This is a genomic window from Paenibacillus sp. XY044, from assembly GCF_002257645.1.
Classification (GTDB): Bacteria; Bacillota; Bacilli; order Paenibacillales; family Paenibacillaceae; genus Paenibacillus_AQ.
On record NZ_NQMO01000002.1, the window covers coordinates 480,335 to 493,820 of the forward strand.

Annotated in this window: 16 protein-coding genes; 13 read left to right on the forward strand and 3 right to left on the reverse strand. The window is 54.0% G+C overall.

The features are described from left to right. Positions 1–61 precede the first annotated feature (61 nt). Both CJP46_RS10625 and CJP46_RS10630 read left to right on the forward strand, forming a co-directional pair. Positions 62–637 carry a hypothetical protein gene (locus CJP46_RS10625; protein WP_094595575.1) on the forward strand — a complete coding sequence of 192 codons (576 nt, stop codon included), beginning with the start codon at positions 62–64 and terminating at the stop codon, positions 635–637. A gap of 77 nt (positions 638–714) precedes the next feature. Beyond that, positions 715–1,929, forward strand: a complete 1,215-nt coding sequence (locus CJP46_RS10630) for an MFS transporter (protein WP_094596131.1) — start codon at positions 715–717, stop codon at positions 1,927–1,929. 72 nt (positions 1,930–2,001) lie between these two features. Here the strand turns inward: CJP46_RS10630 and CJP46_RS10635 are convergent, their stop codons facing one another. Then, positions 2,002–3,243: an NAD(P)/FAD-dependent oxidoreductase gene (locus CJP46_RS10635; RefSeq protein WP_094595576.1), complete on the reverse strand. Its 1,242-nt coding sequence runs from the start codon at positions 3,241–3,243 to the stop codon at positions 2,002–2,004. Positions 3,244–3,414: 171 nt separating this feature from the next. Here CJP46_RS10635 and CJP46_RS10640 point away from each other — a divergent pair, with 171 nt between their 5' ends. The 9 genes from CJP46_RS10640 (at position 3,415) to CJP46_RS10680 (ending at position 9,083) form a co-directional block, all read left to right on the forward strand. After that, on the forward strand, positions 3,415–3,651 hold the full coding sequence (locus CJP46_RS10640; protein ID WP_094595577.1) for a hypothetical protein: 237 nt from the start codon (positions 3,415–3,417) through the stop codon (positions 3,649–3,651). Positions 3,652–3,671: 20 nt separating this feature from the next. Beyond that, positions 3,672–4,064: a spore coat protein gene (locus CJP46_RS10645; RefSeq protein ID WP_094595578.1), complete on the forward strand. Its 393-nt coding sequence runs from the start codon at positions 3,672–3,674 to the stop codon at positions 4,062–4,064. 248 nt (positions 4,065–4,312) lie between these two features. After that, positions 4,313–4,813 (forward strand): Lrp/AsnC family transcriptional regulator, encoded by a 501-nt coding sequence (locus tag CJP46_RS10650; protein ID WP_094595579.1) that lies wholly within the window; start codon positions 4,313–4,315, stop codon positions 4,811–4,813. A 13-nt stretch (positions 4,814–4,826) separates the two neighbouring features. Then, complete coding sequence (locus tag CJP46_RS10655) at positions 4,827–6,038, forward strand: aminotransferase class I/II-fold pyridoxal phosphate-dependent enzyme (RefSeq protein WP_094595580.1); 1,212 nt, start codon at positions 4,827–4,829, stop codon at positions 6,036–6,038. 114 nt (positions 6,039–6,152) lie between these two features. After that, the gene (locus tag CJP46_RS10660) at positions 6,153–6,416 is read left to right on the forward strand and encodes an aspartyl-phosphate phosphatase Spo0E family protein (protein WP_076170672.1); all 264 of its coding nucleotides are present in this window, start codon (positions 6,153–6,155) and stop codon (positions 6,414–6,416) included. Positions 6,417–6,509: 93 nt separating this feature from the next. After that, positions 6,510–7,052, forward strand: a complete 543-nt coding sequence (locus CJP46_RS10665; RefSeq protein WP_094595581.1) for a hypothetical protein — start codon at positions 6,510–6,512, stop codon at positions 7,050–7,052. A gap of 77 nt (positions 7,053–7,129) precedes the next feature. After that, positions 7,130–7,699: a cob(I)yrinic acid a,c-diamide adenosyltransferase gene (locus tag CJP46_RS10670; protein WP_094595582.1), complete on the forward strand. Its 570-nt coding sequence runs from the start codon at positions 7,130–7,132 to the stop codon at positions 7,697–7,699. After that, positions 7,696–8,721: an RluA family pseudouridine synthase gene (locus CJP46_RS10675; protein WP_094595583.1), complete on the forward strand. Its 1,026-nt coding sequence runs from the start codon at positions 7,696–7,698 to the stop codon at positions 8,719–8,721. Before CJP46_RS10670 ends, CJP46_RS10675 begins: the two co-directional genes overlap by 4 nt. 2 nt (positions 8,722–8,723) lie before the next feature. Then, positions 8,724–9,083, forward strand: a complete 360-nt coding sequence (locus CJP46_RS10680; RefSeq protein WP_094595584.1) for an arsenate reductase family protein — start codon at positions 8,724–8,726, stop codon at positions 9,081–9,083. 63 nt (positions 9,084–9,146) lie between these two features. Here CJP46_RS10680 and CJP46_RS10685 read toward each other — a convergent pair whose 3' ends face one another. Further along, positions 9,147–9,989 (reverse strand): Gfo/Idh/MocA family oxidoreductase, encoded by an 843-nt coding sequence (locus tag CJP46_RS10685; protein WP_094595585.1) that lies wholly within the window; start codon positions 9,987–9,989, stop codon positions 9,147–9,149. A gap of 22 nt (positions 9,990–10,011) precedes the next feature. After that, entirely contained in the window at positions 10,012–11,076 is a 1,065-nt protein-coding gene (locus CJP46_RS10690; RefSeq protein ID WP_094595586.1) for a Gfo/Idh/MocA family protein, read from the reverse strand. 314 nt (positions 11,077–11,390) lie between these two features. Between CJP46_RS10690 and CJP46_RS10695 the strand changes: the two genes are divergently transcribed. Both CJP46_RS10695 and CJP46_RS10700 read left to right on the forward strand, forming a co-directional pair. Further along, a complete protein-coding gene (locus tag CJP46_RS10695) occupies positions 11,391–12,251 on the forward strand; it encodes a 5'-3' exonuclease (RefSeq protein WP_094596132.1) in 861 nt (286 codons plus the stop codon). A 170-nt stretch (positions 12,252–12,421) separates the two neighbouring features. Then, on the forward strand, positions 12,422–13,303 hold the full coding sequence (locus CJP46_RS10700; protein WP_094595587.1) for an ROK family protein: 882 nt from the start codon (positions 12,422–12,424) through the stop codon (positions 13,301–13,303). Positions 13,304–13,486 lie beyond the last annotated feature (183 nt).

The window sequence follows — 13,486 nt, forward strand, 5'->3', positions numbered from 1 at the left end:
GCGGTCGCCTTCTTTGTCGTCGGCGTCGTGTATTTGATGAAACATTAAGGAGATGGATCATATGGAAACCACGGTTTGCCCTTGGTGCCAGACGGAGATCGTATGGGACGAGGAACTGGGCCCCGAGGATGAATGCCCCTACTGCCATAATGAGCTGAAGGGTTACCGGACGCTGAACATCCAGCTGGGCGAGGAAGAAGAGGAAGCGGACGTAACGGAGGAGCATGAGGGGATCGTAGGTACAGATTGGGAGCTCCCTGAGGAGGAAGGTAAAGAAATTCCTTTCTGGGGCCAGGAAGATATGCAGTCGCTGCCTCCGTCGATCCGGACGCTCGATAAATATGAGGATAGTCATGACCTCATGAACTACGAGGAGACGTTGGAGCAAATTCTGGATGAGCAGGAGGAAGTGCCGGAATGCCCGAAATGCCGTGATTACATGGTACTTGCCGGCACGCAGCAGGTAGGCGCCCCCTTTCAGCCTGCGGTTTTCGGTGTGCTCCAGGGCCCTGTATTGGAGCCGCCTTTTCAGGTTCAAATGTATATTTGCACGGGTTGCTTCCATGTCGAATACAATCTGGCCGAGGAAGACCGGCTGCGGATGGTCGACCACCTGAGTCAAGAGAAGAATTCGTAAAATTGCAAACCGATCGATGATTTGCCCCCTTTTAGGGAACTACTAAGAAGGTAGACCCGGATATGAAGGGGGTAATTATGAAATCATCTGCGCGGCTGAACCGACAAACGATACTGCTGCTTGCCGTTAACGGGCTGATTGTTTTATCCGGCGCATTGTCGGGTACGTTTCTGAACGTATATTTATGGAAAAGCAAACAGGATTACGCGATGATCGGATGGTTTACCGTCGCCCAGCAGCTGGCCGTCGGGCTTACCTTTTGGCTGGCCGGCAAATGGGTGAAGGAGTATAACAAAATGAACGCCCTCAGGCTGGGGATCGGGCTGACGGGCCTTTTTTATTTGCTGGTTCTGTGGGTTGGGGAAAAGGCGATTTATTATATTTGGCCGCTGGGCATTCTGCTCGGTATTGCCATCGGGCTCTTCTGGATCGCTTTCAACGTGGTCTATTTTGAAGTCACCGATCCCGAGAACCGGGACCTGTTTAACGGGTGGGTCGGCCTGCTCGGCTCTATTACGGGCATTGTTGGACCCTGGTTTTCCGGCCTGCTGATCTCCATGCTGAAGGGCGACCGGGGATATCGGATCATATTTACGACGTCCCTGATCATTTATGCGCTTGGCGTGGTGCTGAGCTTCTTTCTGAAAAAGAGAAAGAAGGGCGGAGCCTACGACTGGCTCGAGCCTGTGAAGCAGCTGAAGGACAAGGGCAGCCCTTGGCGGCTGATGGCCTCGGGTCTGGCAGCGCAGGGGATTCGGGAAGGGGTGTTCGCCTTTCTGATCAACCTCCTTGTGTTCGTAGCCACGAAGCAGGAGTCGAAGCTGGGGCAGTTCTCGCTCATTACGTCCGCGGTATCCTTGGCCACGTACTGGCTGGCGGGCAAATGGTTCAAACCGGCCTACCGAAGCGCCGGCATGCTGGTGGGTGCTCTACTGCTGTGGGTGGTCATGGTGCCGCTGATCTGGAAGGTCAGTTATTTCACCCTGCTCCTGCTCGGCGTAGGAACGGCCATCTTTATGCCGCTGTACATCCTGCCGATGGTCTCATCCGGCTTCGACTTGATGGGCACCAGCAACGAAAACGTGGAAAAACGGGTCGAGCTGGTCGTTCTGCGCGAGCTGAGCCTGATGGTCGGCAGACTGCTCGGGACGCTGATCTTTATTATCGTGTTGTCTTTCAGCAAAGATCAGAGCACCATTACCGTGCTGATGCTCGTACTCGGCGCATCGCCGATTATTAGCTGGGTCTGCGTGAGACGGCTTCTCAAGCCAGGGAAATCGGCAGGTACCTGAATCGAATAATTACGCAGAAAAAAATCCCCTGATTCCTTCGTATGGAGTCAGGGGTTTTTTGATTGACCGGGTTCAGTTGCCGGGAACCTGCGCTTCCGGAGACGGTTTGGAAGTTCGCTCCAGAGCGAAGAGCTCCAGCTCGGAGCGCGTTTTCCCGTTAAGAACGTCACCCAGCAGTTCCGCCGCAATCATGCAGTAGACTGTCCCGTTCCCGCCATAGGCTTCAATAAAATAGCTGTGAGGATAGCGGGAATGCGGACCGATCATGGGCAGTCCGTCATGAGTAATCCCAAAAAGGGAAGCCCACGCATAGTCGGCCTTGATCCCGGCATAACGGGGGAACAGGGATTTAATCTCATTCAGCAGCAATTCGCTTTTATGCCGGATACGGCCTTCCCTTTCCTCCGGAGCGACCGGATGCTCATCCAGCCCACCTGCCACAATGCGGTTGTCCGGGGTGGTCCGCATGTAGAGATACGGCCGGGCGGATTCCCAGATCAGGCAGCGCTCGTGCCAACCGGTAAAATCGGATACGGGACTCGTGACGATCGCATAGGTCGTCTGAAGAAGCGCGTTGCGGTCCGGCTTCTCTTCCTGCGTCTCATAACCGCTCGCATGAACGACTTTACGGGCGAAGATCCGGCCGGTGCGCGTATAACAAACCACGCCGTCTTCTTCATATTCCAAATGAACGACAGGGCTGTTTTCGTACACCTGTACCCCCTGATCGGCCGCGTATTGAACGAGGGCATGAACGAAACGGAACGGGTTGACTTCGGCATCACCGGCCGTATACAACGCCGCGGATTTGGAGAAGGGAAACCGTGCTGCGATATCGGCCTGATCCCAATATAACGTTTCAAAACCGTGCTTGCGGAGGGTTTCATATTCCGCTTTCAGGTTAGGCACGTCTTCCTCGCTGCTGGCGTAATAAAGGCTGTTGCGGGGGATAAGCTCGGGTTCAAGCTTGAGGCCGGCGGCTGCTTCTTTGAGTTTGCGCATCGCCTCCTTGCACATTTGGTAAAAAGCGATGCCGGTCTGCTCGCCAAAGGTATGGATGATGGAGGTCAGGGATTTATCATTGAAGCTTTGGAGCAGACCGGTGTTGGCCGATGTGCTTCCCCCGGCGATACGTCCTTTTTCCAGCAAAACCGTCTGAAGGTTTAACCCGGACAGCTTGTGGACGAGAAGAGCTCCGCCCATGCCGCCGCCAATGACCAGTACGTCGCAGGACAGATCTTCGGCCAGCTCCGGATAAGCGGGTGCCGGATTCAGCGTAGACGGCCATGCTAAGTTCCCTTTATTCAGAATCATATGTCGTTTCGCCCCTTATCGGTAGTATTCAAAGTATTTGCTCCATGCGGACAATTTATAGCCTGATGCAGGCAGATTCGGTGAAGGAGAGGTCATGCCAGACAATACATAGAAAACCTCTCCCGGGACATAATACGGATTGAGTTAGAGATATCCAGAGGAGGAATACCGATGCAGTCCAATCAAATGCAGGCGATTACCGGCAAGGAGCTGGAATATATCGTCGATTCGATTTCCAATGAGGATTTGCTGATCAAGCAGTGTGCGGCAACGGCCGCTGCTACGCAGAACCCGACGATTCAGCAGGCGTGCCAGCAATACATCCGTTCGATGGACCACCATATCGATTTGCTCGTTCAGGCCGTTTCGCAGCACCAGCCGCTGGCGCCGACGAGTCCACAACAATGATAGCTTAGGAGGCATGCGTAATGAATTATCAAACTTCCAATAACTCGCAGTTCATGCAGGACGAGGACTTGCTGTACACGATTCTGGCCGATCTGAAAAGAACGGTCCGCGAATACACCACGGCAACGACGGAATCCTCCTGCCCTACCGTACGGCAAATGTTTACCCAGCTGACGAACGATACGCTCCGCATGCAGGGAGAATTGTACAATCTGATGAAGCAGATGAATATGTACTCCACGTCATCCCAGGCACTTCGCCAAGATGTGGACAAGTCGATTCAGGATGCGCGCAATTTGCAGCAAAAGAACCGCCAGTTCGTGCAGCAAAAAACGAGCAGCATGGGCCAATATGCCCAGGCAGCCAATCCATACCAGCAGCAGCAAAGCTCCCAAAATCCGCAGTACATGTAAAGTGCCGGAGGTGCACGGCGTCGGTATGTTCTCTTAGGCGTCGTCACCTAGCATATAAAATAACTACCCGAAAACCTGCTTCGATGAAGCATGGACCCATTTTGCCGTCTCTATTTCGGCCCACGCCGGGGAGACGGTTTTTCTTTGCATGCATGAAAATTTCATGTAATATTAGTATTAATCTCGAACCCGGGTCCTTTGTCGTAATAGTGAAGAAGGCCCGTGGAACAAGCGCTGGAGGATGCTGTATGAAACAACTGACGGATTTGAAACTGAAGGTCCTCGACCTGTTGAACGAAGACGCGAGACGGTCCCCGGCCCTGCTGGCAACGCTCATCGGCGTTGAAGAGGAAGCGGTCAAAGAAGCGATCGCGGAGCTGGAAAAAGACCATGTCATCGTAAAATATGCGGCGGTCGTGAACTGGAGCAAGATTGAAGACGAGACGGTAACCGCCTTGATCGAAGTGCAAATTACGCCCGAACGAGGGCGGGGCTTTGAAGGGATCGCGGAGCGGATCTATTTGTATCCGCAGGTAAAATCCGTGTATCTTATGTCAGGAGCCTATGACCTTCTTGTGGAAGTGGAAGGACGCAACCTGCGAGAGGTGGCCAACTTCGTTTCCGAGAAGCTGTCGCCGATCGATTCGGTATTGTCGACGAAGACGAATTTTATTTTGAAGAAATATAAGCAGGACGGGATTATTTTTGAGGACCGCGAAGAAGATAACCGTCTCATGATCTCACCGTAAAGGAAGATGTGTCATGATCGTGAATGAAGAAACGAAGAAGCAGCAGGATTCGAAATCGATGAAATCATATCTGTCTCCTTTGGTCCGAGACATTCCGCCATCCGGAATCCGCCGATTTTTTGACTTGGCCGAAGGAAGCAAGGACATTATCACGCTGGGCGTAGGGGAACCGGACTTCACGACTCCATGGCATGTGAGAGAAGCCTGCGTATATTCCCTTGAGCGGGGGCGCACGGCTTATACCTCCAATGCCGGGATGATCGAGCTCCGGGAAGCTATCGCCCAGTATTTATATGACAGCTTTCAGGTATCCTACCAGCCGTCCAATGAGATTCTGGTGACGGTCGGCGGCAGCGAGGCGATCGATCTGGCGCTGCGGGCGCTGATCGTACCTGGGGACGAAATTCTTATCCCCGAGCCCTGCTACGTGTCCTACTCTCCGATCACTTCGATCGGCGGCGGGGTTCCGGTCGGCATCGAGACGTTCGCTGAGAACGACTTCAAGCTGACGGCTGAAGCGCTCGAGGCCAAAATCACGCCGAAATCCAAAGTGCTGATTTTATGCTACCCGAGCAATCCGACCGGCGCCATTATGACTTACGAAGACTGGCTGCCGATCGCCAAATTGGTGGAGAAGCACGACTTGATCGTCATTTCCGACGAGATTTATGCCGAACTGACGTATACGCAGAAGCATGTTAGCTTCGCCTCGATTCCGGGCATGATGGACCGGACGGTACTGGTCAGCGGCTTTTCCAAGGCGTTCGCCATGACCGGCTGGCGCATGGGTTATGCCTGCGCCCATCCGGACCTGATCGCCGCCATGCTGAAGATCCACCAATACACGGTGATGTGTGCGCCGGTTATGGGGCAGGTGGCCGCGCTGGAGGCACTGACCAACGGGCTGGGAGAAAAGGATCGGATGATCGATTCCTACAACCAGCGGCGCCGCTTGATCGTGCAGGGCTTTGTGGATATTGGGCTGCCGTGTCATGAGCCTCAGGGAGCCTTTTATGCCTTCCCTAGCATTGCCCAGACCGGGCTGTCCTCGGATGAGTTTGCCCAGCGCCTGCTGATGGAAGCGAAGGTTGCCGCCGTGCCTGGAACGGCCTTTGGACTGGGTGGAGAAGGCTTTCTCCGCTGCTCGTATGCCACTTCTGTCGCACAGCTGACAGAGGCGCTGGATCGCATTGGAGAATTTGTCCACAAACTGAAAACTAGCTGAACAAAGATTCCCTGTTTCTAGTAGAATTTAACATAAATTTCACTTTTATTTATTTATTTGTATGTTATAATTCTATTTTGGGAGCAAAAATTGACTTGCCAAGGAGGGATGACCTTGTTTTGCGCTGAATATGATTTGCCTGCATTTCGCGGACACTACGCAGCTGAAGGCAGCAACAATGTAAAATGGTCAACCAAAACGACAGATCAGACGAAGACTTTATCCTTGGAAGACGAAATCATGATGCTCCGCAAAAAAATGGAACAGATCTTTATGCAGGAACAATCTTTTACTTCGGAAATTGTGATCGAAATCAGCAGTTTGCTGGATTTGAAAATAAACGAATATATGAAAAGCTGCCCAAAGAAGAAGTCATAATCGGCAGTAGGAAGACCCCGGAATGGGGTCTTCTTTTTTTCTCTCATCAGGTTGTGATATATTGAACCTATCGGAGAAAAGGGGGAGCAGGAGTTGAAGGTATACGGGAAGCTGGCGCTGCTGGTTGTCTTTGCCGTTGTATTGCTGACGGGTTGCGGCAAGGGAGATAAAAACGCATTATCGGTCTTTATGATTGACAATCAGTCTGATCCGTCTCAAGTGTATGAGAAGTTGCAGGACAAGCTTCAGGAAGTGATGGGGCCTGATCTGAAGGTCAAGGTATCGGCCAGTCCGATTTATAATCCGGAGAAGCTGATGGTAGAATATGCTGCCGGCGGCCATGACATCATTTTTCTGCCGGAAGACGATATGAAAAATTACGCCAAAATGGGCGGTCATACCGTGCTAGATTCGTATTTTGACCCGAAAAAATATCCGGCCGGCGTGTTCGCGAGCAACGAGGAAAAAGAAGACGGCACGACGGATACGACCGAGCATCTGTACGGCATTCCTGTCCGTGACATGAAATTTTTCAAAGACCAGAAATACGTTCCGGAGAAACTGTACGCCACCATCCCGATCTCGGCCAAGTCGGTCGACAATGCGGTAAAGGCGCTCAAGGCATTGACGGAGTAAGGAAAGCAGCACAGGAGACGCGGCTCCCGCGATTCCTATGATGTCTGAAAAAACGCGATAAAGGGGAGAAGAAGCCCGTGAGAATCTACACACGCACAGGCGACGAAGGCGAAACGTCCGTCATTGGCGGGCGCGTGCTGAAGGATGACCTGCAGGTTGAGGCCTACGGTACGATTGACGAGCTGAACTGCTTTGTGGGCCAGGCGATCAGCCTGATGGAAGCGGAGTCATTGCAGGACCTGAAAGAGAATATGATCGAGATTCAGCATGAGCTGTTTGACTGCGGCTCGGATCTGGCTTTTGTGAAGCTGAGCGAGAGCAAATACAAGGTCGGTCCCGACAAAGTGACGCGGCTTGAGCAGTGGATGGATGTTTACATGGAGGAGACACCGGAGCTGGAGCGCTTTATTCTGCCTGGAGGCACCCTGCTGGCGTCCACGCTGCATGTATGCCGGACCGTATGCCGCCGCGCGGAGCGCAGAGTCGTCACGCTGGGACGGGAGAAAGAGATTAATCCCGATGTGCGCAGATATCTGAACCGTCTGTCGGATTACTTCTTCGTTGTGGCCCGGACGGCCAACGCCCGCAGCGGTGTGGCGGATATCGAATACGTGCGAAGCAAAAAGGTATTCGGACGGAAAAAATGAGCGAATATTATTCCCCGATTTCATATACCGTCCCGCCTTCGGAAGACGGGTGGCTGCTGAAGACGATTCTGCAGAAGAGACTCCACGTATCCCGCAAGCTGCAGTCCCGCCTAAAGCTGACGGAACAGGGGATTACCGTGAATGGCCAAAGAGTGTACATCAGCGTTCCGGTCAGGGATGGGGATTTGGTGGAAATCCGGATGGAGAAGGAAATCTCGGATGATATTCTGCCGGAGCCCATTCCTTTTCGCATTTTGTACGAGGATGAGCACCTGCTGATCGTGAACAAGGAAGCCGGCATCATCGTGCATCCGACGCATGGACACTATACGGGAACCTTGGCGAACGGCGTGGTTCACTATTGGCGCGACAAGGGCGAGGAATTCCGCTTCCGAGCCGTCCACCGGCTGGACCAGGAGACTTCGGGCGTCATCGCCATCGCCAAAAATCCGTATGTCCACCAGCATATATCGGAGCAAATGATCGCAAACGAGGTGGATAAAAGGTACCTGGCCCTCGTTCACGGCGTTCCGCTTCCGGAAGAAGGAGAGGTGGACGGGCCGATCGACCGTGACCCGGAGGAGCCGCACCGGCGCATCGTCACGTCTGACGGGTATCCGTCGCTGACGCGGTATAAGGTCGTCGAAGCGTACGGATCCTCTTCGCTCGTCCAGCTGAAGCTGGAGACGGGGAGAACCCACCAGATCCGCGTCCATATGACCAGCATCGGCTGCCCGCTGATCGGCGACAAGCTGTACCGTCATCCGGTCTACCGGATGCTGCCGCAAGGTGAAGAATGGACCCCGAAGTCCGATCTGCCGCAGGAATTAACCCCATCCGAGCGGGCGGTGGTGCTGCTGGACCACAGCATTTCGCGTCAGGCGCTGCACGCCTGGGAGCTGTCCTTTCAGCATCCCGTCACCCTGGAGCGGATGACCTTCCAGGCGCCGCTGCCGCCGGACATGACCCGTCTCATTGCCGAAGCAAAGCAACATGATCCTGATCAACGAAAGAGTGAGTAACGATGAGCAAATTGAAAGTATATCATTATCCCAAATGCGGTACGTGCCGCAGTGCGGTCAAATGGCTGGAAGCGCACGGCCATGAACTGGAGCTCCAGCATTTATGGGAGGACCCGCCGGCTCCGGACGAGCTGTCCCGCCTGGTCGAGAATAGCGGGCTGGACTTGAAGAAGTTTTTTAACACGAGCGGAGAGGCATACAAGGAGCTGGGCCTGAAGGACAAACTGACGGCCATGAGCCGGGAAGAGCAAATCAAGCTGCTATCCGGAAACGGCCGGTTGATCAAACGTCCGATCGTTACCGACGGCAGCAAGGTGACGGTCGGCTTTAAAGAGGATCTGTTCGAGGAGAACTGGGCGTAGTCTGGGATTCCGTGAAAAAAACGGTGGCTAATAGCCACCGTTTTTGTTTTGCGTTCGAGGATTTTATTCCAAAGGGAGCTCTACCCATTGGTAGGGCGCTTCCTTCGCCTTGAAGCCTTGCTCAATGATCGTGATGATGGATATCGTCTCGGCCGGATCGACAGGCGGAGTTCCGGTTTCGAAGAAGCGGACGAGCGCCCCAGCGAACAGCCCGAAATAATCGGAGTCCGCTTTCAGCATGTTCGTCTTGCCGGATGTGTAGCTGACCGCCAGCGAAAAGGGACATCCCCCGCCGAGATGATGGATCTCGGCCTGGCGGCCCCCGCTGAATCCGATCAGCCAGGACGGGGCATGGGGCGTTCCGGTATACATGATCCGGCGGGCGCCGGGGCCCAGCAGGGAGACGATCGGCTCGATCTGGTGGATCGAATAGTTGTCGTACTGCCCCGGACCGAAGCTGATGATGTTCTCGATGCCGGCGCGCTCGGCTCCGGCGTACTCCGCGGCGAAGCGAAGCGCCGAGCTGGAGAACAGCGGCGTTCCGTGCTGCTGCGCGAGGTCGAATAAGCGCAGAGCGGCCTGGCGGTCTGGAGCAAAGGTTTTGTCAATATAGGTAGGCTTGCCGGATTGCAGCGGAAGCTGGGCGAGCGATTCGTGGTACTGCGGATGGTCGGGAGAGAGGACGATGAGAACATCGCTCCTCTCGACGACCTCGGCAATCGAAGGGAGCAGCTCGATGCCCTTGTCTTCGCTCCACTGCGCGTTGGTGCGTCCGGTTGGCGAATCGGCCATTCCATAGGTATAGGCCACCTTCATCGTACCGCCCGATGCCTGTTCGATCCACTCCGGATAATGCTCGGCATGCCATTCATCGAGAAAATAATCGATAAAACCGATAGATTTCAAGCAGTAATCCCCCTTAAGTCTCTTATTGCAGCGCGATCTCCCTGCGCTGCTCGGAAGAGTCGTAGATGGCCTGAATCATTTTGGAGGTGACGATGACGGTATCGATATGGGACGGAAGCTTCACGCCGGTCTGGATGCATTCGAGGAAGCCGTTGATTTCGTTTTCGAAATGATCGCTCGATGTGTATTTGGGTTTGGTTTCCAGCAATGCTCCGTCTTTGGCCCCGTAGATCGTGAAGTCCCCTCCGTATTGGAGCCGGATCCCTGCTTTATCGCCCAGAAAATCGATGTAGGTTTCCGGTGTGCCGATGTTCTGCGCCCAGGCGCCGTTGATCGTGATGCCTGGCCCTTCGGTGCGGATCATGGCCGTAACGAAATCGTCGACATCATAGGTACCGGCGTAATTGGGCGGCCCCGCCCACATGTTCAGATAGGCGTAATTCGGCAGGTCCCGTCCCAGCTTGGAGTAGGCCTGGCCGGATACCGTTAACGGGCGCGGGTCTCCGGCGCAGTACATGACGATGTCCAAATAATGGACGCCCCAATCGATGAGGACCCCGCCGCCGGCAATCGATTTGGTGGTAAACGCACCGCCGAGTCCGGGAATGGAGCGGTGGGCGCGGAAGCTGGCATAGATATGGTACAGCTCGCCGAGCTCGCCGCTCTCGATCAGGTTTTTGATCATGTTCACGCTTTTGTTGAACCGGTTCACGACGCCGATATTCAGCACCTTGCCCGTTTCGTGCTGCACCTTCTGCATCTCCAGCGCTTCCGCGTAGGTGCGCGCCGCAGGCTTTTCGCACAAGACATGCTTGCCCGCCCGCAGAAAATCGATGGAGATGGCGGCATGAGCATCGTTGGGTGTGCAGACCGAGACGGCATCGATCTCGGGATCGTCCAGGATGTCCCGGTAATTTTCCACGGCGGTGCCGCATTCATAATCCTTGACCGCTTGCTCAGCCTTCTTCTTGTCCAAGTCGCAAAAATACTTGATTTCGGCGTCCGGATTTTTCAAATAGTTGGGGATATGTGCCGCTCTGGCAATCGTCCCGCAGCCGATGACAGCAACCTTGATCGTTTTTCCCATATTCATACCTCCTGCTTGTTTAGGTGGGTTTATCCTTTTCAACATTCGATCTTTGGAGAATAACTCCTGCTAGTGAATTCGAGATAAAGGGATTTCTTCTTCATAAATTTTATGTTACAGGCTGTCTGATTTATGACTTGAACGGGGGGACTAGAGGGCAGGAGTGAGCCCGGAATGGTGATATCAGGAAGGGCCTAATGCCCCGGCGGATATGCTATACTAGAGGAAGCAGTGCCGAACCTTGGAATCCAGGGGAAACAGGCAGACAAGGGGAGAACCGAGAAGTGATAGCAAATGAACAGCGCCAATCCGTGATGCTGGTGGATGGCATGGCCTTATTATTCAGAGCTTATTTCGCAACCGCGTCCAGCGGCTACATTCGCCGCACGAAGGCGGGAGTTCCGACGAACGCGATATACGGCTTTATCCGTTATTTCTGGGATGCAGTGCAAACGTTTAATCCGACCCATGTGGTCTGCTGCTGGGATCTGGGCGGCGGTACGTTCCGCGGACAGCAGTTTGCCGCCTATAAAGGCAATCGTCCCGACGCTCCGAATGATCTGGTTCCGCAGTTTTCGATGATCCGCGAGGTGATGGACAGCCTTGGCGTACCGAATATCAGCGCGGAAGGCTATGAAGCGGACGACTGCATCGGTACGCTGGCCGATCAGTTCGGACGGGAGATGGACGTGATGGTCCTGTCCGGCGATAACGATTTGCTGCAGCTGGTCAGCGATCGGACGACGGTCATTATTATGAAAAAAGGGCACGGCAATTACAAAGTGTATACGCCGGAATCCCTGTATGAAGAGAAGCAGCTGCGCCCGCGGCAGATCATCGACGTGAAGGCGCTTATGGGCGATACGAGCGATAACTACCCCGGCGTGAAGGGCATCGGCGAGAAAACGGCGATCAAGCTCGTGCAGGAATACGACACCGTCGAAGGCATTCTGGAAAATCTGGACCAGCTGTCCAAGAGTATCCGCTCCAAGATCGAGGCCGACCTCGACATGCTGCATCTGTCGCGCAAGCTGGCTGAGATTCACTGCTGCGTGCCCGTCGCCTGCTCGCTCGATGTATGCCAGCTGTCGCTTGACCATCATCAGGTGATCAGCAAGTTTGAAGAGCTGGAAATGAAGAGCCTGTGTTCTCTCATGGGACTGGCCATCGGCTAATGAGCGCAGAGTGCTGGCGTTTATGGAGCGCCGGCTCTTTTGTGCTGAATTGGATTGACTTTCACGGATTAACTGGGCTATAATGCCCGTGATTGTTTGATAGACAAAATAGAAGATATATGGCATTTATACAGGGCTGGGGAGGCCCGCTGCAGGAGGGAACTACTACGATGAGTCTATTAGGAGCTATTGAAGCAGGGGGAACCAAATTCGTATGCGGAATCGGCCAAGAGGACGGTACCGTTCTGGAACGGATCAGCTTCCCGACAACGACGCCGGAGGAAACGATGGCCCAGGTGGTCGATTTCTTTAAAGGCAAAGACATTGCGGCGATCGGGACAGGTTCATTCGGGCCGATCGATCCGGTTAAGGGAAGTCCTACATACGGACGGATTACGACGACGCCGAAACCTTATTGGAGCAATTTTGATATTGTCGGACATTTGCGTTCGCACTTCGATCTGCCGATCGAATTCGATACGGACGTAAACGGCGCCGCTTTGGGCGAAGCGACTTGGGGTGCGGCTCAGGGGCTGGAGAGCTGCCTGTACATTACCGTTGGCACGGGCATCGGCGCCGGTGCGGTCGTGGGCGGAGAGTTGATTCATGGCCTGTCCCATCCGGAAATGGGGCATATCCTGGTCCGCCGTCATCCGGAGGATAAATTCGAAGGCTTCTGCCCATATCATGGCGATTGCCTGGAGGGGCTGGCAGCCGGACCTTCCTTGTCCAAACGCTGGGGCGTTCCGGGCGCGGAATTGACGCCGGACCATCCGGCATGGGCGATGGAAGCTTACTATCTCGCTCAGGCGCTGATGAACTATATTCTGATCCTGTCTCCGCAAAAAATCGTCATGGGCGGCGGTGTCATGAAGCAGCTGCAGCTGTTCCCGCTCATTCACGCCGAACTGCGTAAGCAGTTGAACGGATACGTTCAGGTTCCAGCCATCATGGACGATATTGAGAATTACATCGTTTCGCCTCAGCTCGGCGACAACGCCGGCCTGTGCGGCGCGCTTGCGCTCGCCAAGAAAGCGCTGGCGGCGGGTTAAGCCGAAGCTTCGATCGACAGACGGACTTCCAGGAGACGATGAATAGAAAACAAAAAGAGGGCTGAAAAGCCCTCTTTTTCGTATTTATGCCGTACTTTGGATCTATCCTTAAAAATAGTTTAGTTAGTTAGTCACTTGTTTTATGAAAGGTTAGTCACTATATTTCATAGTATATAAGGAAAT